At 72.4% G+C, this 24,626-nt stretch carries 23 protein-coding genes; 13 read left to right on the forward strand and 10 right to left on the reverse strand.

All coding sequences use genetic code 11. The features are described 5' to 3' along the window. The first annotated feature begins 63 nt into the window (after window positions 1-63). The gene (locus ACZ6SA_RS26025; RefSeq protein ID WP_347648953.1) at window positions 64-327 is read left to right on the forward strand and encodes a DUF4031 domain-containing protein; all 264 of its coding nucleotides are present in this window, start codon (window positions 64-66) and stop codon (window positions 325-327) included. Here the strand turns inward: ACZ6SA_RS26025 and ACZ6SA_RS26030 are convergent. Further along, a complete protein-coding gene (locus ACZ6SA_RS26030) occupies window positions 280-909 on the reverse strand; it encodes an HD domain-containing protein (RefSeq protein WP_347648954.1) in 630 nt (209 codons plus the stop codon). The genes ACZ6SA_RS26025 and ACZ6SA_RS26030 overlap by 48 nt on opposite strands. On the opposite strand from ACZ6SA_RS26030, the gene ACZ6SA_RS26035 reads away from it, so the two are divergent. The 3 genes from ACZ6SA_RS26035 (at window position 857) to ACZ6SA_RS26045 (ending at window position 4,156) form a co-directional block, all read left to right on the forward strand. After that, window positions 857-2,179 carry an alpha-hydroxy acid oxidase gene (locus ACZ6SA_RS26035; protein ID WP_465830955.1) on the forward strand — a complete coding sequence of 441 codons (1,323 nt, stop codon included), beginning with the start codon at window positions 857-859 and terminating at the stop codon, window positions 2,177-2,179. The genes ACZ6SA_RS26030 and ACZ6SA_RS26035 overlap by 53 nt on opposite strands. Before the next feature lie 110 nt (window positions 2,180-2,289). Continuing rightward, window positions 2,290-2,709: a hypothetical protein gene (locus tag ACZ6SA_RS26040; RefSeq protein ID WP_465830957.1), complete on the forward strand. Its 420-nt coding sequence runs from the start codon at window positions 2,290-2,292 to the stop codon at window positions 2,707-2,709. Window positions 2,710-2,890: 181 nt separating this feature from the next. Continuing rightward, window positions 2,891-4,156, forward strand: coding sequence for a hypothetical protein (locus tag ACZ6SA_RS26045; RefSeq protein ID WP_465830959.1), 1,266 nt, complete (start codon window positions 2,891-2,893; stop codon window positions 4,154-4,156). Between the two features lies 1 nt (window position 4,157). On the opposite strand, the gene ACZ6SA_RS26050 is transcribed toward ACZ6SA_RS26045, so the two are convergent. Next, a complete protein-coding gene (locus ACZ6SA_RS26050) occupies window positions 4,158-4,736 on the reverse strand; it encodes an RNA polymerase sigma factor (protein ID WP_347648958.1) in 579 nt (192 codons plus the stop codon). Window positions 4,737-4,918: 182 nt separating this feature from the next. Between ACZ6SA_RS26050 and ACZ6SA_RS26055 the strand changes: the two genes are divergently transcribed. Genes ACZ6SA_RS26055 through ACZ6SA_RS26065 form a run of 3 tightly spaced genes read left to right on the forward strand, consistent with a single transcriptional unit; the run spans window position 4,919 to window position 10,150 of the window. Next, the gene (locus ACZ6SA_RS26055) at window positions 4,919-5,623 is read left to right on the forward strand and encodes a Crp/Fnr family transcriptional regulator (protein WP_347648959.1); all 705 of its coding nucleotides are present in this window, start codon (window positions 4,919-4,921) and stop codon (window positions 5,621-5,623) included. A 22-nt stretch (window positions 5,624-5,645) separates the two neighbouring features. Then, on the forward strand, window positions 5,646-6,947 hold the full coding sequence (locus ACZ6SA_RS26060) for an oxygenase MpaB family protein (RefSeq protein WP_465830961.1): 1,302 nt from the start codon (window positions 5,646-5,648) through the stop codon (window positions 6,945-6,947). Continuing rightward, window positions 6,944-10,150 (forward strand): ATP-binding protein, encoded by a 3,207-nt coding sequence (locus ACZ6SA_RS26065; RefSeq protein WP_465830963.1) that lies wholly within the window; start codon window positions 6,944-6,946, stop codon window positions 10,148-10,150. The genes ACZ6SA_RS26060 and ACZ6SA_RS26065 overlap by 4 nt, the downstream gene beginning before the upstream one ends. Here ACZ6SA_RS26065 and ACZ6SA_RS26070 read toward each other — a convergent pair. From ACZ6SA_RS26070 to ACZ6SA_RS26095, 6 genes are all read right to left on the reverse strand, one after another. Continuing rightward, window positions 10,143-11,009 (reverse strand): hypothetical protein, encoded by an 867-nt coding sequence (locus ACZ6SA_RS26070; RefSeq protein ID WP_465830965.1) that lies wholly within the window; start codon window positions 11,007-11,009, stop codon window positions 10,143-10,145. The two genes, ACZ6SA_RS26065 and ACZ6SA_RS26070, sit on opposite strands and share 8 nt — an antisense overlap. 90 nt (window positions 11,010-11,099) lie before the next feature. After that, window positions 11,100-11,843: an SDR family NAD(P)-dependent oxidoreductase gene (locus tag ACZ6SA_RS26075; protein ID WP_347648963.1), complete on the reverse strand. Its 744-nt coding sequence runs from the start codon at window positions 11,841-11,843 to the stop codon at window positions 11,100-11,102. 69 nt (window positions 11,844-11,912) lie between these two features. Beyond that, a complete protein-coding gene (locus ACZ6SA_RS26080; protein WP_465830968.1) occupies window positions 11,913-12,953 on the reverse strand; it encodes an ABC transporter substrate-binding protein in 1,041 nt (346 codons plus the stop codon). Further along, a complete protein-coding gene (locus tag ACZ6SA_RS26085) occupies window positions 12,950-13,819 on the reverse strand; it encodes an ABC transporter permease (RefSeq protein ID WP_465830970.1) in 870 nt (289 codons plus the stop codon). Before ACZ6SA_RS26085 ends, ACZ6SA_RS26080 begins: the two co-directional genes overlap by 4 nt. Next, on the reverse strand, window positions 13,797-14,618 hold the full coding sequence (locus tag ACZ6SA_RS26090) for an ABC transporter ATP-binding protein (RefSeq protein ID WP_347648966.1): 822 nt from the start codon (window positions 14,616-14,618) through the stop codon (window positions 13,797-13,799). The genes ACZ6SA_RS26085 and ACZ6SA_RS26090 overlap by 23 nt, the downstream gene beginning before the upstream one ends. 395 nt (window positions 14,619-15,013) lie before the next feature. Beyond that, complete coding sequence (locus ACZ6SA_RS26095; protein WP_465830972.1) at window positions 15,014-16,045, reverse strand: hypothetical protein; 1,032 nt, start codon at window positions 16,043-16,045, stop codon at window positions 15,014-15,016. Window positions 16,046-16,489: 444 nt separating this feature from the next. On the opposite strand from ACZ6SA_RS26095, the gene ACZ6SA_RS26100 reads away from it, so the two are divergent. The 6 genes from ACZ6SA_RS26100 to ACZ6SA_RS26125 all read left to right on the forward strand — a co-directional run bounded on the left by ACZ6SA_RS26100 (window position 16,490) and on the right by ACZ6SA_RS26125 (window position 24,052). After that, complete coding sequence (locus ACZ6SA_RS26100; protein ID WP_465830974.1) at window positions 16,490-17,830, forward strand: glycosyltransferase; 1,341 nt, start codon at window positions 16,490-16,492, stop codon at window positions 17,828-17,830. Beyond that, complete coding sequence (locus ACZ6SA_RS26105) at window positions 17,827-19,002, forward strand: pyridoxal-dependent decarboxylase (protein WP_465830976.1); 1,176 nt, start codon at window positions 17,827-17,829, stop codon at window positions 19,000-19,002. Before ACZ6SA_RS26100 ends, ACZ6SA_RS26105 begins: the two co-directional genes overlap by 4 nt. Next, window positions 18,975-19,880 (forward strand): glycosyltransferase, encoded by a 906-nt coding sequence (locus tag ACZ6SA_RS26110; RefSeq protein WP_465830978.1) that lies wholly within the window; start codon window positions 18,975-18,977, stop codon window positions 19,878-19,880. Before ACZ6SA_RS26105 ends, ACZ6SA_RS26110 begins: the two co-directional genes overlap by 28 nt. Next, window positions 19,850-21,739: an ABC transporter ATP-binding protein gene (locus ACZ6SA_RS26115; RefSeq protein ID WP_465830980.1), complete on the forward strand. Its 1,890-nt coding sequence runs from the start codon at window positions 19,850-19,852 to the stop codon at window positions 21,737-21,739. Before ACZ6SA_RS26110 ends, ACZ6SA_RS26115 begins: the two co-directional genes overlap by 31 nt. Then, on the forward strand, window positions 21,736-23,631 hold the full coding sequence (locus ACZ6SA_RS26120) for an ATP-binding cassette domain-containing protein (RefSeq protein ID WP_465830982.1): 1,896 nt from the start codon (window positions 21,736-21,738) through the stop codon (window positions 23,629-23,631). Before ACZ6SA_RS26115 ends, ACZ6SA_RS26120 begins: the two co-directional genes overlap by 4 nt. Window positions 23,632-23,710: 79 nt before the next feature. Continuing rightward, a complete protein-coding gene (locus ACZ6SA_RS26125) occupies window positions 23,711-24,052 on the forward strand; it encodes a hypothetical protein (protein ID WP_465830984.1) in 342 nt (113 codons plus the stop codon). Here the strand turns inward: ACZ6SA_RS26125 and ACZ6SA_RS26130 are convergent. Both ACZ6SA_RS26130 and ACZ6SA_RS26135 read right to left on the reverse strand, forming a co-directional pair. Further along, window positions 24,049-24,201 carry a hypothetical protein gene (locus tag ACZ6SA_RS26130; protein ID WP_465830986.1) on the reverse strand — a complete coding sequence of 51 codons (153 nt, stop codon included), beginning with the start codon at window positions 24,199-24,201 and terminating at the stop codon, window positions 24,049-24,051. The genes ACZ6SA_RS26125 and ACZ6SA_RS26130 overlap by 4 nt on opposite strands. Window positions 24,202-24,259: 58 nt before the next feature. After that, the gene (locus ACZ6SA_RS26135; protein ID WP_465830988.1) at window positions 24,260-24,424 is read right to left on the reverse strand and encodes a hypothetical protein; all 165 of its coding nucleotides are present in this window, start codon (window positions 24,422-24,424) and stop codon (window positions 24,260-24,262) included. Window positions 24,425-24,626: the final 202 nt, after the last annotated feature.

The following is a 24,626-nucleotide window of genomic DNA, read 5'->3' on the forward strand; positions in this document are numbered from 1 at the left end:
GCGGCGGGCCCGGCCCGGCCGCCCATGGTGGCCCGGCCGCGGCGCCCTTCTATTCTTGGGGTCGTGACCGTCCTCATCGACCCGCCCAACTGGCCGGGGCCGCGCGGCCTCATGTGGTCGCACCTGGTCAGCGACAGCTCGCTGCGGGAGCTGCACGACTTCGCGCTGCGGCTCGGGGTGCCGGAGCGGGCGTTCGACCGTGATCACTACGACGTGCCGGAGACCGTGCACGCCCGCGCGGTGTCGCTGGGCGCCCAGGCGGTCAGCTCCCGCGAGCTGCTACAGCGGCTCGTCGCCGCCGGCCTGCGCCGCCGCAAGCGCCGCTAGCTCGGCGGCCAGGTTGGCGCGGGCGGCCTCCTCCCACCACTCGCGCGCCCGCGCCGTCCGGTAGAGGGACGGCCCGGCCAGCAGCCGGCGCAGCACCTCGGAGCGCCCCTTGGCGAACAAATCGTCGGGCACGTGGGCGTACTCCTCGCGGACGGCCGCGGCGTAGCCGGCGTAGTCCGGGCCGCCGAGGACGGCGAGGTCGGCGTCGCACAGGACGGCGCCGTCGCGGTCCCCGTCGGCCGGCGCGTGGGCGGCCGTCAGGCGTACCAGCCTGGCCACCTCGGCGACGCGGCCGGCGGGCACGCCGCACCTGGGCAGCCTCGACTGCGCGAGCTGGGCGCTGCGCTCCTCGTCCCAGCCCGGCCTGCCGTCGTAGACGGCGTCGTGGAACCAGGCAGCCAGCAGCACCGCCGCGGGATCGTCCGCGTCTCCTGCCAGCCGGCCGGCGGCCGCGAGCACGGCGGCCAGGTGGCCGAGGGTGTGGTAGCGGCGGTGCGGCTCCGACCAGCGGGCGACCAGTTCCGCCCCGGTGGCGAGGCTCGCGGGCGAGCCGCCCGCGAGCGCGGTCCAGTCGTCGATCACCATCCCACCGTACGCGGTTCGTCCAGGATCGTTTGGTAACGTCCTGGTCATCGACGCCACACCGAAGCAGCCGCGGCGCCTGCCCCGCTGGCGGGAGCTGCGGGCCGTGATGCCCGGCCGGCCCCGCTGGTCCGCGGCCCAGCGCATCGCGGGCGCCGCCGACGTGGCCGGCCTGCGGCTGCTGGCCAGGCGGCGGGCTCCGCGGATGGTGTTCGACTACGTCGACGGCGCGGCCGAGGGCGAGCGGTCGATGGCCAGGGCGCTGGAGGCGTTCGAGCGGGTGGAGTTCAGTCCCCGCGTGCTGCGGGACGTCGCCGAGGCCCCGACCGCGGTCGAGATCCTGGGGCGGCGGATCGCGATGCCGGTCGTGCTCGGCCCCACCGGCTTCACCCGCATGATGCACCGCGAGGGCGAACCGGCGGTGGCGCGGGCCGCCGCACGCGCGGGCGTCCCGTACACGCTGTCCACCATGGGCACCACCAGCGCCGGCGACGTGACCGCCGCGGCCCCCGGCGGGTGGAACTGGTTCCAGCTGTACGTCGTCCGTGACCGCGCCCGCAACCTGGACGTCCTGTCCCTGGCGCGGGAGGCGGGCATGGACGTGCTGGTGGTGACCGTGGACGTGCCCGTGGCGGGGGCCCGGCTGCGCGACGTGCGGCACGGCCTGACCGTCCCGCCGTCCCTGCGCTGGCGCAGCGCGCTCCAGGCGGTGCGGCACCCGGCGTGGTGGTTCGACTTCCTGACCAGCGAGCCGCTCAGGTTCGCCACCGTGGACGGCGCGCCCGACGACCTGGCGGGGATCACGAACCTGATGTTCGACCCCTCGGTGACGATCAGGGACCTCGGCTGGATCCGGTCGGCGTGGCGGGGCAAGCTGCTGGTCAAGGGTGTGCAGCGGGTCGACGACGCCAAGGAGCTGGCCGCGGTGGGAGTGGACGGCATCGTCGTGTCCAACCACGGCGGGCGGCAGCTCGACCGCGCCCCCACGCCGCTGGAACTGCTGCCCGCGGTGGTGGCCGCCGTCGGCGACCGCACCGAGGTCTTCCTCGACGGGGGCGTCCGCACGGGCGCCGACGTGGCCGCCGCGGTCGGGCTGGGCGCGAAGGCCTGCTTCATCGGCCGCGCCTACCTCTACGGGCTGATGGCGGGCGGCGAACCGGGCGTGCGCCGGGTGCTCGACCTGCTGCACGCCGAGCTCGTACGCACCCTGCAGCTGCTGGGCGTCGGCGACGTCACCGAGCTGGGCCCCGACGCGGTCCGCCTGCGCTAGACGGACGGCCAGAAGTCCGTCATCCATCACCAGAAGGGTGCGTATTTCCCCGCCATCGGCGGCGCTCTGCACCTTCGCACGGGGCACCGCCCCGCGGAGAGGAGAGCGACATGGCGACCGGGGAATTCCACGTGATGAAGGTGCCGGCCGAGCAGCTGACCGGGACTCTGCACGGTCAGGTGGTCGATCCCGGTGCTCAGCCCACGAAGGTCGTGCGGCGGGGCGAGGGCTGGACCGTGGACGTGAGCTGGGAGGTCACCGGTGAGCTGGTCGACTGGCTGGCGGGCTGCTGGAAGCTGGAGATCATCACCGACCGGCCGGGAGGCGGTGAGTCACGGCATCCCTCTCCGCCCATGGAGTTGACCTTCACCCCTGGCTCGGGCCGGTACACCGCTTCGGTCCCGATGCGCGGCCGGCTCAGCGCCGGCACCTATGACCTCGTGGTCAACCTCACCACGGCGACCGCCGCCGGCAGCGCGGGGGCGCTCGGCGGGTACGTCGTGCTCAGCAGGATCGTGGTGCTGGACTGAGGGCGCCGCCCCGGGAATGCCGCCCGGGGCGGCGGATCGACGATTCGTCTGCAAGCCCGTCGCAAGCGGCGGCTCCTACGCTCCTGGCTGGCGGCCACGGGGCAGAGCCGGCCGCCGACCGTATCCGACGCCGCCGGAGCACGCTCTTCGAGGCGACGGGACCAGCAACACGGGAGACCCCATGTCCGACACTCCGATGACCGCGGACGACGTGCTGCGCATCGCGGCCTACAAGGACCGGAGCCCGGCGCTCGAAGCGATGGTCATCGCCCACAGCTACCACCGCGTCGCCGGTGACCTGGCCGCGCACCTCGGCAGGGACGCGACCAACTGGTACTGCTACGCCACCTGGACGTCCAAGGCGGTCGGGGAGAGCCTGGACCTCAGCCCCGGCTCGCCGTTCATCGAGGACGTCGGGCGCCGGCTCGGAGTGCCGCAGCGGTTCATGCGGGTGTTCAGGGCCGCGCTGCTCACCCTGCTCGGCCCCAGCTACCGGCTCGGGCTGGCGCTGGCCAACCGGGCCATCTTCCTGGAGACAGCCAGCCTCGCGGTCAACCTGTGGAACGACACGCCCGACCGCTACCTCAGGGTGAGCCCCGAGTCGGGCCTGACGCCGACGCCGCCGCGGTTCCTGACCGACCTGCTGGCCGACGCCGACGAGCGTTACCTGAAGGACGCCGCGCAGCTGCTGGTGGAGGCCCGGGAGGCCACCGACCCGGCGGACCGGGCCGAGCTGATGCTGGGCGCCAACATCGCGCTGTCCGCCTACGAGCAGGCACGCGCGCAGAAGGCCCTGGAACTCGTGCTCTACCGGCCCGTCAGGTGGCTGACGCGGGTGTCGTGGCGGTCGTTGCGCTCGCTGGTGACCCGGCGGCCCTTTCCCAGGTTCCGGCTCTACAGCGCGCGGCACGAGGACCAGCCGTGGCTGACGCGCCTGCTGGAGTCGGCGTGGTCCTCACTCTACACGCGCCACATGTTCGCGGTGCGCACGCCGCTCAGCGACGTCAGGGTCGGCAGGCCGCTCACCGCGCCCGCCGGCGTCGACCTGGCCGAGGTGTGGGCGCCGATCAGGAACGAGAAGGTGCGCAAGCTGGCCGAGGAGTTCATCACCGAGGACCAGGAGGCGTCCATGGCGGGCGTCACCGACTGGGTGTCCTACCGCGACCGGATGCGCTTCATCGTCAGCTATTTCCGCGTCTACCAGACCGTCTCCGCGCTCTACGACGCCCCGTTCGCGAAGGAGATCTCCGAGGGCCTGGCGGAGGAGATGAAGCGCGGCCTGGTCCCCCAGGCGGTCGGCGACATGTTCGCCGGCAACCCGGGGCTCGGCCGTCCGCGCGGGGTCTACCGCTATCCGTCGGAGACCGATCCCGACGCGTACGAGATGGAGCACTTCGACTTCGAGCCGTTCCTGGAGGCGATCCCGCTCGGCCCGGACACGAAGTGAGTCAGTCAAGGAAGTCGCGGGTGATCTCCCGAGCCTGGAGCAGCCCGCGCAGCTTCGCGAAACAGCGGGCTCGGGTGGGCCCGATGCTCCCGACCGGCCTGCCCAGCCTGCGTGCCACGTCCACGTAGTGGGGCTCGGAGGTTTCCGTGAGCGCTCTGAACAGGACCCGCTGCGCCGCCGGCAGCTCCTCGACCAGCTCGGCCAGCGTGCCCGCCAGCCAGATCCTGGCCAGTTCCCTGTCGACGTCGTCCGTGCTGCCCAATGAATCGAGGTCGGGCGTGCAGATCTCCTTCGTCCGCCTGGTGAGCTTGAGACACTCGCGGAAGGCGATGGTCGCCAGCCAGCCCGCCATCCGCTGGCCGTCGCTCACGCTCTTCAGGTTCTGCCAGGCCAGCAGCCAGGTGGTCTGGAGCACGTCCTGGGCGTCCTCGTGGCTGAGCCTGAACCTGCGGATGCGCGCCCTGAGCATGGGGCTGAACTCCTCGACCAGCCGCTCCCACGCCGCCGCGTCGCCGTCCTGCGCGGCCGACACCAGCGCGGCCGTGGCCGTGCCGGGACGCTCGATGGTCTCCACGTGCATGTCTGTCTTCTCCCTGCCGGTCCGGGTACTCGGGGGGCCAATCCCGTCCGGCAGGTCCACCGTGCGTCGAGTGATCTGTCCGGTCTGTTCCGGACGACACAGTACGGCTGTGTTCCTCGTCACATTCCAGGCATCGGCGGCGGCTCCCTGTCCAGGCGCGGAATGCGGCCTAAAGTTCTTGCATGAAAGGGCATCTCCCTCACGACGCCGAGGCGATCGCCACCGTGCTGGCGGAGATCCCCTTGTTCCGCGTGCTCGGAGAGAGCGGCATCCGGAGCACGGCTCAGGCGGGGCTGGCGCGGAGATACCGCTCGGGGCAGATCATCTTCCACCAGGGCGACCCGGGAGAGTCCCTCTACGTCCTGCTGGACGGCCTGGTGAAGGTGGTGTTCACCACCGAGCACGGCGACGAGATCGTGCTCAACATGCTGGGCAGGGGCGACACCTTCGGCGAGATGGCGCTGCTGGACGGCTCGCCGCGCTCGGCGTCGATCGTGACGGCGCGGGCGGCGTGGGTGTTCGCGCTGCCCAGGGCGCGGCTGCTGGAGCTCATGCGGGAGCACCCGGGGCTGGCCGACGAGTTCCTGCGCATGCTCGGCCACATGGTGCGCAGGCTCACCGACCAGGCGGCCGACCTGGCCTTCCTCGACCTCGGCGGGCGGCTGGCGAAGCTGCTGCTGCAACTGGCCGACAAGCACGGCCACGCCGACGGCGTGGTGGAGATGCCGGGGCTGACGCAGTCCGACCTGGCGGCGCTGATCGGCGCGTCGCGACCGGCGGTCAACCGGGCGCTGCAGTCGCTCGTGTCGCGCAATCTCATCGCCGTCAAAGGCCGGACCATCACGCTGCTGGATGTCGCCGCTCTGCGCAAACGGGGCGGCCTCTGACCGAATCTGGAGTACGGGGCACATGACGGAACAGGACGAGCGCTGGCCGGAAGAACGGTTCCGGCAGCTGAGGCAGCAGGCGGATCCCGACATCGACAAGGTGGTCGCCGACTATCTCGAGGCCCAGCCCGAGGGGAGCGGCCCGCTGGAGCTGCTCAAGGCCGTGGTCGCCGAGCTGGGGCAGGCCAAGCGGGAGGCGAGGGCGCCCTCGGGCGAGCCGCCCGCCTCCGAGATCTTCGACGCCATCGACTTCGCCAGGGACCTGCCCGGCTGGGGCGACGACGAGGAGTTGCTGGCCAGGGGGCAGGCCGTGTTCGCCGACTACGGGCTCTACCAGTCGGCCGCGCTGTTCTGCAAGTGCCTGCCGATGGCGTACGTGGAGGTGTCCAGCGCCAAGGTGCTGGCCGGCGTCTCCAACCTGGCCACGCACAGCCTCACCCGGAGGGTGGCCGAGACGGGGCAGATGCTGATCGACGTGATGGGGCTGCGGGCGACCGGCAGCCTGCGGCCCGGTGGCCCCGGGCACACCACGGCGATCGGGCTGCGCATCCTGCACTCGTTCGTGCGCGCCGTGGTCGACGAGCGCTACGCCGACCGCTGGGACACCGCGAGATACGGGCCCCCGGTCAACCAGGAACTGCTGCTGGCCACCATCTTCGACTTCTCGGTGGTGACGTGGGAGGCTCTGGAGCGCATGGGCGTCGTGCTGACCGAGGAGGAGCGCGCCGCCCACCTCTACACGTGGAGCGTCTTCGGCCATCTGATGGGCGTCGACGCCTGCCGTGACAGGCCTCTCACGCTCGCCGACGTCGAGCCGGTCAGCGAGCGTCTCGGCCGCCTCTACGAATCCAGCGAGGAGGGCCGCCGGCTGATGGCCACGCTGCTGGCGGAGATGGAGGAGTTCATGCCCCTCGGGTGGCGCAAGCTGCCGCGCAGCCTGGTGCACTGGGTCTTCCGCGACGCCGCCCACCGTGCCGACCAGGTGCCCGAGCTGCTCCAGGTGCCGAAGCCCGCATGGTGGTTCACCGCCCTGTTCGCGGCGGCACGTTCGGCGCACCGGCACTCCTGGCTGGCGGGCCCCGTCGACGGCGTGGCCCGCCGGCTGACGCGCAAAGCCGGCAGGCACATCGTCATCGCGCTGATCGACCGCCACTCCGACGGCACCGCGGCGTTCCGGATCCCCGAAGAGCTGGCCCGCGCCTGGCGGATCAGGCAGTCGCGCCCCGCGGTGGCGACCCGGGCGGTCCGCCGGGAGGTCCGCGGCAGATTGCGGGCGCCCGTGCGGGCCATGAAAGGGCGGACGCCGCAAGGGCCGGGCACGTGACTCCCCCGCACGCGCCCGGCGCGCTCACCACGGCGACTATCCTGTTCACCGACGTGGTGAGCTCCACCGCCCTGCGCGTCAGGCTGGGCGAGGAGCGGGCCAACGTCGTCTTCCGCCGGCTCTACCAGCTGCTGCAGTCCGTCGTGACCGCCAACGGCTCGACGTTCACCAAGAGCCTGGGCGACGGGCTGATGGCGGTGTTCGACTCGGCCACGGCCGGGCTCGACGCGATCATCGCGGTCGAGCAGGCGGTCGCCGACGAGAACGAGCGCGCCCCGGAGAAGATCTCCATCCGGGCTGCGCTCGCCGCCGGCGACGTGTGCTGGGGGCGCGACGACGTCAGCGGACTGCCCACGGTGGAGGCGGCACGCCTGGTCGCGCTGGCCGAGGGCGGCCAGGTGCTCTGCACCGACCTGGTGCGCCGGCTGGCGCAGGGGCGGGGCAGGCACGAGTTCAAGGACCTGGGGCGGCTGCCCGGCAAAGGGCTGCGGGAGCCGCTGCACACGTACGAGCTGCACTGGCAGAGCGCCGAGCACCACCAGAGCGGCGGGCCGGCGCCGTGGCTGGACGAGAACCACGTGCTGCCCTTCGTCGGCAGGGAGGAGGAGCTGCGGGCGCTGGACGGCGAGCTGGCGGCGGCCGAGTTCGGCAGCGGGCTGGTGATCCTGCAGGGCGAGCCGGGCGTGGGCAAGACCCGGCTGGCCTCCGAGGTCGCCAGGCGGGCGCTCAAGCGGCAGTTCACGGTGCTCGCGGGGCGGTGCACGGATCCGGCGCGGCAGGCGTACGAGCCGATCGCGGGCGCGGTCGAACGGCTGGCCCGCACCTCACCCGCGCTGCTGCTGCGGGCCGGGGTCGACCAGCAGTGCGGCCAGCTCGTCCGGCTCGCTCCGTCGCTGGCCGCGCCGCCGCTGTCGCTGGAGGTGCCGCCCGCCACCGAGCCCGTCTCGGAGCGCTACCACCTGATGGCCGCGGCCCGCACGCTGATCGAACGCCTGGCCACCGTACGACCGGTGCTGCTGGTGATCGACGACCTGCAGTGGGCGACGCTGGAGTCGCTGCAGATGCTCAACGCCCTCATGTGGGACGCCGACGCCCTGCCCATGCTCGTCCTCGCCATGTCGCGGCCGTTGCCGGTCGAGTCGGCGATGCCGGAGCTGCACAAGGTGACCGCGGAAAGCCGGGTCATCCCGGTCCCCGCCTTCGGCCTCGACGAGGTCGGTCACGCGCTGGCGCAGCTGCGCACCGGCGGCGACGCCGAGCGGCTGCACCGGATCACGGGCGGCAACGCGTTCCTGGTCAGCGAGGTGGTGAGGGAGCTGGCCGCGGGCAAGGACCTCGACGCGCTGGCCGTGCCCGACTCGGTGTCCAGGATGGCCGTGGCCCGCATGGCGCAGCTCCCTCCGGACGCGCGTGACCTGGTCAACCTGCTGGCCGTCGGCGAGCGCATGGAGCCGGCCGAGTTGCGGGCCGGGCTCGACCTCGACGAGGCGCGGTTCGTGGCCGCCGTCGAGGAGGCGATGGGCGCGGGCCTGGTGAGCATGTCCGACGGCGGCTCCTGCCACTTCACGCACGAGCTGACCAGGAACGCCCTCTACGCCAACCTGTCCGTGCCGCGCGCCGGGCTGCTGCACGGCCGGGTGGCCGACGCGCTGTCGCGGACCGACCCGGGCGCCATGGAGGCCCGGCCGTACGTCGTGGCCGCTCACCTGCTGGCCGCCGCCGAACACGGCCGCGACCCCGCCCGGGTGCGCGCGGCGGCGGAGGCGGCGGTGCGCGCGGCGCAACACGCGCTGGCCGGGCTGGCCCACCGCGAGGCCGTCACGTGGTACCAGCGGGTGCTCGACCTGCTCGGCGACTTCCCCGGCACGACGCGGGAGCGGCGCGCGGAGCTGCTCATGGAGTGCGGCAGGGCGATGTGGCTGGCGGGCGACCCGGAGGCCAGGCAGACCCTGGTGCGGGCGGCCGACCTGGCCAGGGAGTGCGAGCGCCACGACCTGATCGTCATGGCCGCGCTCGGCGGCGACCGCGGCTTCTCCACCATCTCGGCGGCGCCCGACACGCAGCGCATCGCCCTGCTGACCGAGGCGCGCCGGCTGGTCGACTCCACCGACGTCAGCACCAGGGCGCTGCTGGCGGCCCAGCTCGCCTCGGAGCTGATCTGGGCGCCCGACGGCGAGCGGCGCTTCGCGCTGAGCGACGAGGCGGTGGCGCTGGCCCGCAAGTCCGGCGACCCGCGCACGCTGGCCGGCGTGCTGGGGTTGCGCAGCCTGACGATCATCCCCGCCGACCCGCTGCACCAGCGGCACCGCGACGGCGACGAGATGCTGGAGGCCGCCCGCATGACGGGCGACGACCTCGCGCTGTTCCACGCGTACGTGCAGCGCACGCCCCCGGTGCTCGACAGCGGCGACGCGGCCAGGGCGGCGACGCTGCTCGACCAGGCCGACGAGCTGGCGCGCCGGCTGGCGCAACCCCAGCTCAACTGGGTGATCGGCTATTCCAGAGCCGGGCTGACCCTCATGCAGGGCGACCTGGCGCAGGCGGAGGCCGAGGCGGAGGCCGCCATGCGGCTCGGTTCGGAGATCGGCCGCCGCCTGGAGGCCGTGGCCATCTACGCCGAGCAGATCGGCGAGATCCGGCGGTTGCAGGGGCGGCTGTGGGAGCTGGGCGACCGGCTGCGGCGGGCCGCCCAGGCGCCGCGCGTCGACCCGGTGCACGCGGTGCTGCGCTTCCTGTGCGAGCTGGGCGACGAGGGGGCCGCTCCCCTGCTCGACCGCATCCTGGCCGACCAGGGCGCCGAGCCGCCACGGAACATGGCCTACCGGCCCGCTCTCGACAACCTGGCCGTGGCCGCGTCCAGGCTGGGGCGGCCCGAGCTGGCCGGGCAGCTGTACGACGCGCTGGCCGCCGACGGCGAGACGTTCGGGCACGGCACGGTGGCGCACCACTGCGGGCACCACTATCTGGCGCACCTGCGCGTCGCCATGGGGGATCCGCGGCGGGCCGCCGAACATTTCGAGGCGGCGGCCGAGGTGCACGAGCGGCGTGGGGTGCCGCTCATGCTGGCCGAGTCCCTGCTCGACTGGGCCGGCCTGCTGGCCGGGGGCGAGGCGCGCGGGCCCGACCCGGCGGATCTGCGCGAGTGGTGCGGCTCGCTGCTGGCGGGCCGGGGAGCGCACCTGCTGGAACGCCGGCTCACGTGATCTCGAGGGTCTGGCCCGCTTCGATGGCGTCGCGGACGCTCCTGGTCAGGGTCTCCTGCAGCGTGTCTCCCTGGGCTTCGAGCTCGCGCAGCCCTTCGGTGTCGTCGGTGTGGGCCAGCAGGGCCCGGTACTTGTGGTTGTTGCCCAGGGCGTCCATGGCCCGCAGGGCGGCGTCGGCCTCCTGGACCCGACCGGCGTACCGCTCCAGGCTCTCCACTCTGGCCGTCACCGACGCGACGGAGCGGCGCAGGGCCTCCTGCTGGGGTTCGAGCACGGCCAGCAGTTCGGGGGTGACGCGTCCCTGGCGGGCCTCGTCCTGCTCCTCCTGCAGGTGCGTCTGCACCCGCAGGAGCATGGCGATCTCCCAGAGCTGCCTCGGTAACAGGGTCTCGTTGGCCAGGTCGTCCAGCAGCCGCCGCCGCATGACCTGGGAGGTGTAGACGGACATGACGGCCGCTCTGGCCCGTTCCAGCAGGGCGCGTGACGGCGTGGACAGCTCGTCCACCGCCACGAACCTGTCACGGTACGGCGACCGCGCCGGGTTCCGTCCCAGCCTCGGAACGAAGCAGTCGATCACGGCCAGGCGCTCGACGTCGGTGAGGGAGGGGTCGGTGACGAGGTCGACGGTACGCCGGACCCGGTCACGCTCGCGGGCGAGCCGCTGCCGCTCGCCGGCGTTGACGGCCCGGTGGTTCATGACGTCGTGCGCGACGACCAGTCCGCACAGGCCGATGGGCGCCATCAGCAGGGCGAGGAGCAGGACGCCTGATCCGAGGTGGACGTAGGCGACGAAGCCGATCACGACGAGCGCCGCGCATCCCGCGCCGGATGCCAGCGCGTACAAGCACCCCTTGGCCACGCCGTCCCCCTCGAAACGAGTTTCCGAAGTGTCCCTAGAAATTCACAATAACCGCCTGATTAACGGAGATTATGAGATTTGGGTGGCTTGTCAGCGAAGGTATGAGGCGCCGTTCAGATCGAGCACCGTGCCGCTGGCCCACTCGGCGGACGGCGACGCGAGGTACAGCACGGCCGTCGCGATCTCCTCCGGCCGCGCCACCCGCCCGAACGGGCTCTGCGACCTGATCGCGTCGCCGCGCGGCGCCTTGAGGTGCTCGTTCGTCATGTCCGTCTCGACGAATCCGGGCGCCACCGAGGCCACCGCGATGCCCCGCGGGGCGAGCGCGATGGCCAGTGACTGGCCGAAGGCGTTCAGCCCCGCCTTGCTCGCGCCGTAGGCCGGGCTGTCGGGCTCGCCGCGGAAGGCGCCGCGCGAGGAGACGTTGACGATCCTGCCGCCGGCGGGCATGTGCTGGACCGCGCACCAGGTGGCGTTGGCCGCGCCCGTCAGGTTGACGTCGAGCGTCCGCCGCCAGGCGTCCTGCCACTGCTCGTAGGACATCTCGGTGACGGGGTGGTGGAGGAAGACCCCGGCGTTGTTGACCAGGACGTCGATGCCGCCGAAGGCGCGCGCCGCCTCGTCGGTCATGCGCCGCACGCCGTCGGGGTCGGCCAGGTCGGCCTGGACGACCACATGGCCCCGGCCCGGCAGCTCGCCGAGCAGGCTCCGGGCCTCCTTCGCGGAGTCGCGGTGGTGGATCGCGACCCGATCTCCCTGGGCGGCGAAGGCCGCCGCGATCGCGCGTCCGATGCCTCGCGACGCTCCGGTGACAAGAACTCCACGTCCGCTCATCCGCCGCACCCTAGCAGCACGCCACCGGTACGCCCCGCCTGCGGTCCTGTCCGCGGCGCCTGGTGACGTTCAGGAGCCGTCCTCCTGCCTGACCGTGTCGAAGACCACGTCACGCCAGTCGGCGGGCGTCTTCTTGACGACGCCGACCTCCTTCATGAAGGCGCCGAGCTTCAGCAGGGCGTGCGGCGTCGTGGTGAACTCGATGCCGTCGAACGTCAGGTACTCCTCGTACCGGGCCGGGGAGACCTTCCCCCCTTCGGCCTCGGAGAGGATCTGCGCGGCCTCGCCGGGAGAGTTCCTGATGAGGTCGCTGGCCCGGGCGATGTTCCTGTGCACCGCCTCGATCACGTCGCCGTTCTGCTCCGCGTACTCCTGGGTGGCGACCATCATGTTGAACCCGTGCGGGCCGAACAGCTCGTAGCTGTCGACCAGCTTGCGCGCGCCCTGCTCCACCGCCTGGAACTGGAACGGCGGCGAGGTGTAGGCGGCCGCGATCTGCCCGCCGACCAGGGCCTGCAACGCGTCGGGGTGGGCCATCGCGACGATGTTCCCGTCGAGCGCGTGGGCGTCGCCGAGCTGCTGCCGCGCGGCCTTCTGCAACATGACGGACTGGATGGAGCCCGGCGAGACGGCGGCGATCTTGTCGGTGGGCTCGAAGTCCCGCAGCCCGCGCAGGCGCGGGTCCTTGGCCACCAGCCACAGGGGCATGTCGTTGAGGGAGCTGACGATCTTCCAGGGGATGCCGGCGTCCCAGCCGATGAGGTAGGGGCCGACGCCGCTGGAGCCGACGTGCAGCTGGCCGGCCAGCAGCCCGTCGCGGGTGGCCGCGCCGCCGCTGACGAGCTTCCAGTTGATCGTACGTCCCGGGAGATCCTTCTCCAGCCAGCCGTTGGCCTGCATGATGGTGAGCGCGGCGTAGCTGATCCCGGAGCCCTGCGAGATGTTGATCTCCTCGCCGGAGCCACCCGAGCCGCCCCCTTCGCCGCACGCGGCGGCCAGCGCCGCCAGCCCGGCGCCGGCCGCGCCGACGCGCAGGGCGTCGCGGCGGCTGTAGCGTCGCGGTGCGAGCCGGTTCGCCGGCGTACGCGAGCCTTGCGGAGTCCAGATCACGCCGTGCCCTCCCTCATGCCCCAGCGGGTCACCGTGTACCGCTCGACCAGGTTGAACACCAGGTCGAGCGCGATGCCGATCAACGCGATCGTCACCAGCCCGGCGAACACGTCCGGGATCCGGGCGTAGTACCGGGAGTTGTTGATGAAGAAGCCGAGCCCGCCGTCGGCGCCGGCGGCCCCGAACACCAGCTCCGCCGCGATGATCGTGCGCCAGCCGAACGCCCAGCCGGTCTTCAGGCCGGCGATGGCGTGCGGCAGCGCGGCCGGCATCATCACGTCGCGGGCCAGCCGCCAGCCGCTCAGGCCCAGGTTGCGGCCGACCATGACGAGCGTGGCGGGCGTGGTCCGCAGGCCCATGCTGACGTTGACGGTCATCGGCCACAGCACGGCGTTGGCCGTGACGAAGATCAACGCAGTGTCGGTCAGCCCGAACCAGAGCATCGCGAGGGGCAGGATCGCCACCGACGGCAGCGGGTTGACCATGGACGACACCAGCGTCAGGACGTCGTTCCCGATCGTCGTGGTGACGGCGAGCACGGTGAGGACGACGGTCAGCACGACCCCGATGCCCACGCCGGCGCCGAGCAGCCTCATGGTGGTCAGGGTGGAACCGGTGATCTCCCCGCCGGCCCAGCCGTCGGCGAACGCCGTGGCCACGTCCCAGGGGCCGGAGAACACGAACGGGCTCACCCCGGACAGCGAGGTGTAGAGCTGCCAGGCTCCGACCAGCGCGACGAACACGATCGTCCGGCGGGCCCAGCTCGGCAGGCGTGACCAGAGGCGCGGCGACCGGCGATGGGCGACCGGCTCCGGCCGCTCCCTCCTGGCGGGCTCCAGCACGTCACTCGAAGACGGCGCCGTCAAGGTCCTCCCCTTCCTCCGCGAGCAGGGCACGCAGCCGGCGCCGGGCCTCGGCGAACCCCGGCGAGTCCGGCTGCAGGCCGGAGACGTCGACGATGTCCTCGACGCGCGAGGGACGGCCGCCGAGCACGACCACGCGGTCGCCGAGCAGCACGGCCTCGTCGATGCTGTGGGTGACGAACAGCAGGGTCACGTCGGTGCGCGCGGCGATCCCGGCGAGCTCGCGCTGCAGCCGTCCCCTGGTCTGCGCGTCGAGCGCGCCGAAGGGTTCGTCCATGAGCAGCATCAGGGGGTCCATGGCCAGCGCCCGCGCGATCGCGACGCGCTGTTTCATGCCGCCCGACAGCTGGTGGGGATGGCTGTCGAGGGCGTCCCCCAGCCCCATGAGCTCCAGGTGCTCGACGGCCCGCCGCCGGGCCTGCCGCCGGTCGGCGCCTGTCACCCGCAGCGCGTGGACGACATTGCCGAGCACCGTGCGCCACGGGAAGAGCTGGTCGAACTCCTGGAAGACGAAGGCGCGGTCCGGGCCTGGCTCCGGGGTGTCGCGCCCGTCGACGAGGATGCGGCCGGCCGTCGGGCGGAGATATCCCCCGACGGCCTTGAGCAGGGTGGACTTGCCCGAGCCCGAAGGGCCGAGCAACATGATCTTCTCGCCGCGCCGCACCTCGAAGCCGGCCTCCGCCACCGCCGGCACGTGGCGGCCCTGCCGCTGGTAGCCGATCGCGACCCGGTCGACGAGCAGCAGCGGCGGCTCACCCCTCGTTCCGTCGCGTGGGGTGGCGTCCGTCGTCGCGGATGTCACGGAAGTCTCCTTCGGTCCTTCTGCCCTAAGGAGATTAAAGCTACCAATAAAGAGGGGAATATGTCAGACCAGGTGCGCGTCCACCGCCAGGGCCGCGAGCTCCCTTGGCTCGGCCAGCAGCTCGGCGTCGGCGACCGTGACCGCGGTGCCCGTCGCCGGAGGGCTTGGGCACGCTGATGCCGGACGCCACCGCGACCAGCTCGCCGGCCATCCGCCCCGCGTCGCTGATCAGACCATCCACCAGGTGCAGGTCCGTGCCCGACGCCACGCACTCGCGCCGGGTGATCTCCAGCCGCAGCCCGGGAGACGCCGACCGCGGTCCCTGACCGGCGACAGCTCGTGGTAGCGCCACAGGTCGGGCCCGCGCCCCGGGAGCTCAGCGAGGTGCGGACCGGTCAGCGGAAGTCGGAGACGCGCAGCACCGCCAGCATGTCCGTGGCCCGGGAGCCGGTCGAGAAGGAGGCCTCCGCGCCGACCCAGCCGCGAAAGGCTCCCCTGTCGTCGATGATCTGCATGAGCGGTTTGACGTGGGAGTTGCCGGTGTAGCAGAACTCACGGCGCTCCATCGCCAGGCAGGTGCACCAGTGCCACAGGGTGTCACGGCGGTCGGACTTGGAGATCATCGTCAGGTAGTACTGGATGGAGCTGATGTTGGAGCGCGTCCCGCCTCCGTACTTGGGGCAGCCGCCGGACTTCTGGCACGCGCCGCGCGAGGACGGCTGCAGGTAGGTCAGGCACGAGGTGGTGCCGGTGCAGGCGCGGAAGGCGGAGTAGCCGAACGGCTGATCGGCGGAGTTCACGAGCTTGCCGCTCGCCCAGCTCGTCAGGTCCTGCCTGAGCGAGCCGCGGAACGCCTTGACCGAGCTCATCGCGCGACGGGTCCCGAGCGCGGCGTTGCTGCCGTAGGCGTACCCGTGGGTGGCCAGCGTGCTCCGCTTGAGGTCCAGGCGGGCCAGCCTGCCGTCGGGCGAGCGCCGCACGTACCACTGCTCCGTCCACGTCTGGGCGATCTTCCACCGGATCGTGAGCACGTCGCCCGCCACGGTGTACGTCCCCGTGCGCTTCTCGCTCGGGCCGCCGGTGAAGCCCCCGGCGGTGAGCACCTCGCAGGCGCGGGGCCGCGACGCGGCACCGCCCGCCTTGGTGGTGCAGCTGGGGTCGGGGACGGTGCCGGTGCGCTGCCTGGCCTTGGGATGACGTTGCCACCACAGGTACAGGGCGGCGCTCACCGTGCCGTTGGCGGCGAAGCGGTAGCTGCCCAGGCGGACCCAGTTCTGCCGGGAGGCGGCCTTCAGATGACCTTGTGAGACGACATAGGAGGTCTTGCCGCCCGGCAGCGGCGAGGCGGAAACCGCGGCGGTGGCGGGCCGGACGGGCAGGATGGTGATGGCGAGCACGAAGGAGAGGACTGCGGCTGCGGTGCGCATGAAGTGACCCCCGAAGGCTTACGGGCTTGGCCGAATGTCAACGAGTCACCGTATTCGGACCGGACCGGATGTGTCCCGCGAAACCGCGGTCTCGACGCACCTGGCGCACCGGGCGCCTGTCGGCGCATCTCGGATCCGTCCGCGGCGAACCGGCATCCGCCGCCAACTCATCACCCCCGGCTCTCTATTCCGCCTGACGGAATCCGGTCTTGCGGGAGCGCTCCCACGACATTATATTGCGCTCGAAACGCGACTAACAATCATTGTTATGCATCTCAACCAGCTTGAGTCGGGGCGCAATGGCGTGCGTCCGGCCCGCATGGCCGGCGCCCCTTCTCGGGCACCGGGCCGGGGCTCGCGGCGCGAACGCCCCTGGCCGACGGAGAGAACCGCTGCCCCGATGCACCGACCAGTGCCGCAAGTCCCCGCACTCCTGGAGCCCCGATGGCGAAAGTCCTGTTCGCGGCGACACCCTTCCACGGTCACGTAACCCCCTTGCTCACGGTCGCGAAAAACCTCCAAACCCGCGGCCACGACGTGCTCTTCGTCACGGGTTCACGTTTCGAGGAGGCCGTGATGTCCGGCGGGACGCGTTTTGAAGCGCTCCCCGAGGAAGCGGACTTCGACGACCGGCACATGTCCGCCGCATTTCCAGAATTCGCCGACGCGGGCACGGGATACGAGCACCACACCTTCTTCTGGAAGCGGGTGTTCGCGGACGCGGCGGCCGCGCAATACCGTCAGATCCAGGCCCTGCTCGAACATTTCCCCGCCAGCGTGCTCGTGCACGACACCGTCTTCCTCGGCGCCCTGCCGGTGTCCCTGCGACCGCCGAGCGCCATCCGGCCGACGACGATCTGCCTCGGCGTCCTTCCCCCCATGCTGCTGAGCGACGACGTTCCCCCGTTCGGGCCCGGGATTCCGTATCTCGGCGGCCCCGAGGGACGTGCGCGGAACCGCCGGCTCAACGCCGAGACGCTCGACGCGTACGCGGGCCTGCAGAAGGACGTCGCGAGCGTCTTCGGGGCCATCGGCTGTGACCTGCCCGGGTTCATCTTCGACTGTGCGGTCACCGGGCCCGATCACTATCTCCAGCTGACCGTGCCCGGCTTCGAGTACCCGCGTTCGGACGCGCCCGATTCGTTCCGGTGCGTCGGGGCGCTGCCGCAACCGTCGAGCGACTCCTACGTGACGCCGGAGTGGTGGCCCGAGTCCGCCGCGGCGGGCCGCCCGGTCGTGGCGGTGACCCAGGGCACGCTGGCCAACGAGGACCTTTCGGAGTTGATCCTGCCGACGGTGCGAGGGCTCGCCGCCACCGACGTCACGGTCGTCGCGGCGACGGCCCGCCCTGACGGCCCGGAGGACTTCGCTCGCCTGCTCCCCGAGATCCCCGGCAACGCCGTCATCGCCGGCTACGTGCCGTTCGACCGGCTGCTGCCGCCGGCGAGCGTCCTGGTCACCAACGGCGGCTACGGCGGCGTGCATGCCGCGTTGCGGAACGGGGTGCCGCTGGTCGTCGCCGGCGACACGGAGGACAAGCCCGAGGTGGCGGCCCGGGTGCAGTGGAGCGGCGCGGGACTCGACCTGCGTACCGGGCGCCCCCGGCCGGAGCAGGTCCGTCGGGCGGTCACCACCGTGCTCGGCGACGCCCGCTACCGCGCGGCGGCCGGGCGGCTGCGCGCGGAGATCGCCGAGTTCGACCCGTTCGGTGCGGTGGCCGGCCTCGTGGCCGCGTCGAGCCCCGTGCGCGAGCAGGCCGCGCTCCGCCCGAAGGGCCCCCGGTGACCACCCTGAGCAGCAGCGACCCGCTCGCGGACACGGTCGCCGACCGGTTGCGCCGGCTCGCCGCCGCCGAACGCCACAAGGTCGGCTTCCCGGGCTGGTCGGCCGCCTTTCCCCAGTCGCTCGTGCCCTTCCTGTCGCATGAGCTCAACAACTACGGCGACCCCGAGGTCGACCCGGTCTTTCCCTGGCACACCAAGGACCTCGAACGCGAGCTCGTCGAGGACCTGGCCGACCTGTTCGGCGCCGGCCCGGCCCGGCGGTGGGGCCACGTGACCTCTGGGGGCAGCGAAGGCGTCCTGCACGGCCTGTGGCTCGCGCGGGCGGCGCATCCAGGGGCGAAGGTCTACCACTCCAGGGCGGCGCACCCCTGCGTGGCCCGCAGCGCCGGCATGCTGCGCATGGAGAACGTCGCCGTGCCGACCGACATCCAGGGCGAGATGAACTACACCGCCCTCATGCGGCGGCTCGTGGCCGACCCGCACCCGTCGGCGATCGTGGTGGTCACGATCGGCACCACGCTGACCGAGGCCGTGGACGACGTGCGAAGCATCCGGGTCACGCTGTCGGCCGCCGGCAAGCAGTCCCATCTCCACGCCGACGCCGCCATGTCGGGCATCCCGCTGGCGCTGCACGCCGAGGGCCGTCCCGTGTTCGGGCTGCACGCCCAGGGGGCCGACAGCCTGTCGATCAGCGGCCACAAGTTCCTCGGCGCGCCGTTCCCCTGCGGAGTCGTCCTGACCAGGATCGACCCCGGGCGGAGCCCGAGCGCCTCGGACCTGCTGTGCGGCGCCTCCGACTCGCTGACCAGCTCCCGCAACGGGCATGCCGCCCTGATCCTCTGGTACCTCCTCAAGGAACGTGGGATCAGCGGCCTGCGGGAGCTGGCACAGGCCGGGCAGGCCACCGCCGAGTACGCCCAGCGCCGGCTCGCCGCCGCCGGGTGGCCGGCGTGGCGCGCGCACCGCCGTGCCCGCACGGTGGTGTTCCCGACGCCCCATCACACCGTCCTCGAGACGTGGGCGCTTCCGGTGGTCCGCGGGATCAGCCACATCGTCTGCACCCCGGGCGTGACCCGTACCCGCGTCGACCGCTTCGTCACGGCGATCAGCGCCGCGATCCCCGAACCGATCAAGGACGGACAGCCATGGACCACTCCCTCACGTGTTCTGTGATCATCCCCACGTACAACCGCGCCCGCCTGCTCGACTGGACCCTGCACGCGCTGACCCGCCAGGACCTGCCGGCCGACCGGTTCGAGGTGGTGGTCGTGGACGACGGATCCAGCGACGGCACGGCCGCGGTCGTCGAGCGGTACCGCGACCGGCTCGCGGTGACCTACCACTACCAGGAGGACCAGGGCTACCGGCTCGCCGCCGCCCGCAACGTAGGGATAGCACACGCGACCGCCGACATCTGCGTCTTCATCGACTCAGGGGTACTGGCCCACTCCCGCTGTCTCAGCGCCCATCTCGACAGCCACGCCTCCGCTCCAGGCCCGACGGCCGTCGTGGGGTACGTCTACGGCTTCAACCTGGACAACGAGGACGCCGAGCGCATCGAGCGGAGGGTCGACGTCACCGACCCCGACGCCAGCATCGTCCGGCTCGCCGAGGACGGGCGGCTGGATCTCCGGGAGGAGTTCTACGTCCGGCACGACGACAGGATCGGCGACCTGCCCGCGCCCTGGACGGTGTACTGGAACTGCAACGCCTCGGCCCGGACGGCCCAGTTGCGCTCGGTCGGGGCGTTCGACGAGGCCTTCCGCACCTGGGGCGGGGAGGACATCGACCTCGCCTACCGGCTGCACCGCGACGGAGCCCGGTTCGTCCTGAACCGGCAGGCGAGCTCCATCCACTACCCGCACGAGAAGAAGGCGGACGACAACATCGCGAGCTGCGCCCTCAACTACCGCTACATCGCCGACAAGTACGGCACGCCACTCACCCGGCTCCTCCTGCCGCTGCCGACCATCAACCCGTTCAACCTCAACGACGTCGCCCGCTTCCTCGACGTGCCGTCATGCGCGGACTACCTGGCCGGGAAGGCGTGAGCGGGGCGCCGCACCCGGGTTCGCAGTGGCGGGTCGTCCGGCTGGTGCCGCGCGTGGGGCCGGCGCTGCTGTCGGTGATGGTGCCGGTGAACCTGGCGCTCGGCGCGCTGCCCGTCGTCTTCGTCGTCGCCGCCGGCCACCTGCTGGCGGAGGTGCCCGCAGCAGTGTCCGGCCCTATGTCCGGCGGCACCGGGTCACCCGCGTTCGACCGGTTGCCGGCCGCGTTCGCGGTCGCCACGGCTGCGTTCCTGCTGCGCGAGGTCCTCTCTCCGCTGCAGGAATCGCTGGGTGAGCTCGCGGCGCGCCGGGTGGACGGCCTCATGTACGACCGGCTGATGGCGGCCGCCCTTCGCCCCCGGGGCATCGCGGCCCTGGAGGATCAGCGGGTTCTCGACGCGCTGCGGCTGGCGTCGCGGGAACTGGAGTACGGGGTCCAGAGCCCGGGGCAGGCCTGCGCCGGAGCGCTCGCCCTGCTCGCTCGCGCAACCGAGTTGTGCTGCTGCCTCGTGGCCATCGGCACGGTGTTCTCCTGGTGGGCCGCGCTCGGGCTGGCCGGGGTGGTGCTTCTGTTCCGCCACGGGCAGCGGGGCGGGCTGCGCCGCTACGCGCAGGCGCGGGTCGCGCTGGCGGACGAGGAACGGCGGATCGACTACCTTCGCCGGCTCGTGATCGAGCCCGCCGCCGGCAAGGAGATCCGGGTGTTCGGGCTCATCGGGTGGTTGTCCGGCCTGCTGGAGGACGCCTACCGCGCGTGGCTGCGGCCCCTGTGGGCGGCCCGGCGGCGCGCGTACGTGTGGCCCTTCGTCTGGTTCACGGCCGCGGGCGTCGCCGTCACCGTCGCCGTGTTCTGGGCGGTCGGGACGACGGCGGCGGACCGGCTCACCCTGGTCGGTTTCCTGATCGTCGTGCAGGCGGCCCTGGGCGCGGTGCGGCTCGGCGAGCACTACTCCGAGGCGGACCTGCAGACCGAGGTCGGCCTGCGGGCGCACGACGCCGTCGAGCGCCTCGTCGCCCGGCTCGACGCGTACCCGGCCGGCCCGGGGACGGTGACCGCGGCCGGGGCGGTGCCGGATCCGGTGCAGGCCATCCGGTTCGACCAGGTCCGCTTCGGCTATCCGGGAGGGCCGGGGCTCGTGTTCGACGGCCTGGACCTGACGATCCCGGCCGGCCGGTGCACCGCCATCGTCGGCATGAACGGCGCGGGGAAGTCCACGCTGGTGAAGTTGTTGTGCCGGCTGTACGACCCCGACAGCGGCACGATCCGCGCCGACGGCACCGACATCGCGTCCTATCCGGTGGCGGCCTGGCGCCGGAAACTGAGCGTGGTCTTCCAGGACTTCGCCCGGTACGAGGTGTCCGCGGCGGAGAACATCGGCTTCGGCGCGGTCGACGCGCTGGGCGACCGGGCCGGGATCGAGGCCGCCGCGCGAACCGCAGGCGTGTCCGCCATGCTGGACGCGGTGCCCGGCGGCCTGGACGTGCCGCTGGCCCGGCACCTGTCGGGCGGCGGGGACCTGTCGGGCGGGCAGTGGCAGCGGATCGCCCTGGCCCGCACGCTGTTCGCGCTGCGGCACGGCTCACCGGTCATCGTCCTGGACGAGCCCACCGCGAGCCTGGACGTCCGCGCCGAGGCCCGGTTCTTCGACGAGTTCGCCGAGCTCACCCAGGGTGCGACCACTGTGCTGATCTCGCACCGGTTCGCCACCGTACGCCGGGCCGACCTCATCGTCGTTCTCGCCGACGGCCGCCGCGTCGAGCAGGGCAGCCATGACGAGCTGATGGCGCTCGACGGCCGGTACGCGTACCTGTTCCGCCTGCAGGCCCACCGCTTCGCCGAGTGCACCGGGGACCCGACGTGAGAGAGGTCTTCCGGACGGTGCGGCACCTGGTCTGCGGCGCCTGGCGGGCGGACCGCGGCAAGACCGCGACCGCGTTCGCCCTGGTGCTCGCCGGCGCGGCGGCCGCTCCGCTCCTGGCCGCCTGCCTGGGCCGGATGACCGACGACGTGCTCGCCGGCCGGTCCGGTGCCGCGGCGCTCGCCGGAGCCGGCGTCGCCGTTCTCGCCATCGTGTCGCTGACCTTCGGCCACTTCGCGCACATCGCGTACTTCGAGCTGTCCGAACTCGCCGAGATCGACTTCGACCTGCGGCTGGCGGCGCTGTCCAACGGGACGCCCGGGACCGCCCACCACGACCGGCCCGAACACGCGGACACGTTCACCGTGCTGCAGCGGGAGAGCCGCCGCTTCCACACCGGTCTCGGCGCGATCGTCAACGCCGCCGGCCTCGCGATCGCCATGGCCTGCACCGGGATCCTGCTGGCCCGGGTGAGCGCGCTGCTCCTGCTGCTCCCGCTCGCCGTGGTGCCGCCGCTGGTCGCCGGACGCGTCGCCGACCGGGCCCTGGACCGCGCCCGGCAGGATTCGGCCGAGCCGACCCGCATCGCGCTCAATCTGTTCCGCCTGACGGCCACGGCCCGCCACGGTGGCGAGCTGCGGGTCTCGGCGCTGGGAGAGGAGTTGCGCGACCGCCACGCCCGGCTGTGGGCGACCGCCACCCGGCGCCTGTGGCGAGGGCAGCTCACCGCCACGGTGGTCCGTGCCGCCGGACTGGTGACGTTCGCGGCGGGGTACACGGGCGCGGTGCTCGTCGCCGTCAGGAGCGCGGTTTCCGGGGGCGCCTCGGCGGGTGGCGTCGTCCTGGTCGTGGTGCTGGCCGTACAGGTCAACCAGCAGGTCACCACCGCCGTCCGGCTGATGCAGGACCTGCACAGGATGGCCACCGCGCACCGGCGGCTGGCCGACCTGGCAGCCGCCCTCGCAGAGCAGGCAACGGTCGGAGGACAGCCGGCGGCGGCCGGCGGTCACGGCCCACCGGACCGGCTCGATCGGGGGATCACCCTGGAGGACGTGAGCTTCGCCTATCCCGGCACGACCAGGCCGGTGCTGACGGACGTCCGGCTGGTCCTCCCGGCCGGCGCCACCGTGGCCGTGGTGGGCGAGAACGGCGCCGGCAAGTCCACCCTGGTCAAGCTCCTGTGCGGGCTCTACCAGCCCACCCGCGGCCGGATCCTGCTCGACGGCGTCGACCAGCGGCAGGTGGCGCCCGATCCGTGGCGGCTGCGCGTCTCGGCCGGCTTCCAGGACTTCGTCCGGTACGAGCTGACGGCCCGGCAGGCGGTCGGCCTGGGCGACCTGCCGAGGATCGCCGATGATGCCGTGGTGGCCGCGGCTCTGGAACGCGCCGCCGCGTCCGACGTCGTCGCCCTCCTCCCGCACGGCCTGAGCAGCCAGATGGGAAGGTCGTACGCCGACGGCGTCGAACTCTCCGGCGGTCAATGGCAGAAGCTCGCCCTGGGCCGCGCGTTCATGCGGGAGACCCCCCTGCTGCTCGTCCTGGACGAGCCCGGCTCGGCCCTCGACCCGGAGGCCGAGGACGCCGTGTTCGAACGGTACGCCGCGCAGGCCAGGCGCGTCGGCCGGTCGGTGGGCGCGATCACCGTGTTCGTCTCGCACCGCCTGTCCACCGTCCGCATGGCCGACCTCATCGTGGTCCTCGACGAGGGCCGGGTGGCCGAGGTCGGCGATCACGCCACCTTGATGGCGGCCGGCCGGACCTACGCCGGCCTGTTCACGATGCAGTCCTCCGCGTACGCTCCCGGCCGGCATCCGGTGCACAAGGCGGGGCCGGAGAGCTCACCTCAGCCGGCCGCCGGCACCTGCCCGCGACGGGACAGGCCGGGCACGGGATAGCGAGCTCATAGGTTTTTCATAGAGCTCTGGGATTCGATGGTGTCTGTCCCGATCCGGTCCATCACCGTCTGGAGATCAGATGACCCGCCTTCGCGCCCTTGGACTCCTCGCCGTATCCGTCGCCCTGGCCGCCGGCGTGACCGCCGCGCCGGCCGGCGCCACCGCACGGAGCGGCAGCGCCGCGTCCTGCTCTGCCACCAGCAACAAGACCGGCAAGTACGGCCTGGTCACTCTCAAGTGCACGACGACCTGGAAGTTCCAGGTCAGTACCTGGTGCTACAAGAAGAACAACACCGACTCCGACCGCACACGCATCTATGGAGGTCTGGCGCAGGGCCCGCGCCAGCTGTCCTCGGCCGTCTGCCGCGGCTCCTACCCCTACCGCCTCAGCACCGGATACACGTACGACGTCGTGGGCTAGCTACCGTGGCCGAAGGCCGGATGCCCGGCGGCTGAGCGGCGCAGATCGAGCACGTGGGGGTCGGAGAACCTGGCCGGATCCCTGTTGGCGGCGTTGATCGCGATGACGACCGTGTCGCCCGCCTTGAGTTGCCTGCCGCCGAGCTCCACGTCCTCAGCACGCCGCGCATACCGGTGGCGGCGACCACCCCGCCGAGCTCCTCGTCGGTCAGGTCGCCGCTGCTGACCAGGTCGCTGCGCAGGTCGCGGTCGGCTTGGCCCGCTTCGCGAGCGCGAGCTCCCGCAGGTACGGCACGCCGGGCAGCTCACAGATCGTCAGCGCTGGAACCGGCTGGGCGAAGACCTCGACGAGGTCGGCGGGCGGCCCCGTCATGGCGGAGCCGGCGTTCGGCCCGCGTGAGTGCCCCGGGGCCGGCCGCCACCCAGGTCAGCACCCTGATAGTGTGTTCCGCTGGCCAGGACGGAGGCGCGGTGACGGCATGGTGGCGACATCGCCGGACACGACGTGGGAACACTAGGTGATCTCTGATCAGCGCCTCGGCCGGGTCGATTCCCCCCTTCGAGGTCGCCGGCGC

This window comes from Nonomuraea sp. NPDC049378, assembly GCF_055586745.1.

What these genes read in the sequence shown, in the direction of transcription:
- ACZ6SA_RS26040 (WP_465830957.1), top strand. Translation starts at nt 2,290, where the DNA reads ATGGCGACCGGGGAATTCCACGTGATGAAGGTGCCGGCCGAGCAGCTG.
- ACZ6SA_RS26045 (WP_465830959.1), top strand. Translation starts at nt 2,891, where the DNA reads ATGTCCGACACTCCGATGACCGCGGACGACGTGCTGCGCATCGCGGCC.
- ACZ6SA_RS26095 (WP_465830972.1), bottom strand. Translation starts at nt 16,045, where the DNA reads ATGCGCACCGCAGCCGCAGTCCTCTCCTTCGTGCTCGCCATCACCATC.
- ACZ6SA_RS26100 (WP_465830974.1), top strand. Translation starts at nt 16,490, where the DNA reads ATGGCGAAAGTCCTGTTCGCGGCGACACCCTTCCACGGTCACGTAACC.
- ACZ6SA_RS26050 (WP_347648958.1), bottom strand. Translation starts at nt 4,736, where the DNA reads ATGCACGTGGAGACCATCGAGCGTCCCGGCACGGCCACGGCCGCGCTG.
- ACZ6SA_RS26060 (WP_465830961.1), top strand. Translation starts at nt 5,646, where the DNA reads ATGACGGAACAGGACGAGCGCTGGCCGGAAGAACGGTTCCGGCAGCTG.
- ACZ6SA_RS26135 (WP_465830988.1), bottom strand. Translation starts at nt 24,424, where the DNA reads ATGACGGGGCCGCCCGCCGACCTCGTCGAGGTCTTCGCCCAGCCGGTT.
- ACZ6SA_RS26055 (WP_347648959.1), top strand. Translation starts at nt 4,919, where the DNA reads ATGAAAGGGCATCTCCCTCACGACGCCGAGGCGATCGCCACCGTGCTG.
- ACZ6SA_RS26115 (WP_465830980.1), top strand. Translation starts at nt 19,850, where the DNA reads ATGCGCGGACTACCTGGCCGGGAAGGCGTGAGCGGGGCGCCGCACCCG.
- ACZ6SA_RS26125 (WP_465830984.1), top strand. Translation starts at nt 23,711, where the DNA reads ATGACCCGCCTTCGCGCCCTTGGACTCCTCGCCGTATCCGTCGCCCTG.
- ACZ6SA_RS26075 (WP_347648963.1), bottom strand. Translation starts at nt 11,843, where the DNA reads ATGAGCGGACGTGGAGTTCTTGTCACCGGAGCGTCGCGAGGCATCGGA.
- ACZ6SA_RS26110 (WP_465830978.1), top strand. Translation starts at nt 18,975, where the DNA reads ATGGACCACTCCCTCACGTGTTCTGTGATCATCCCCACGTACAACCGC.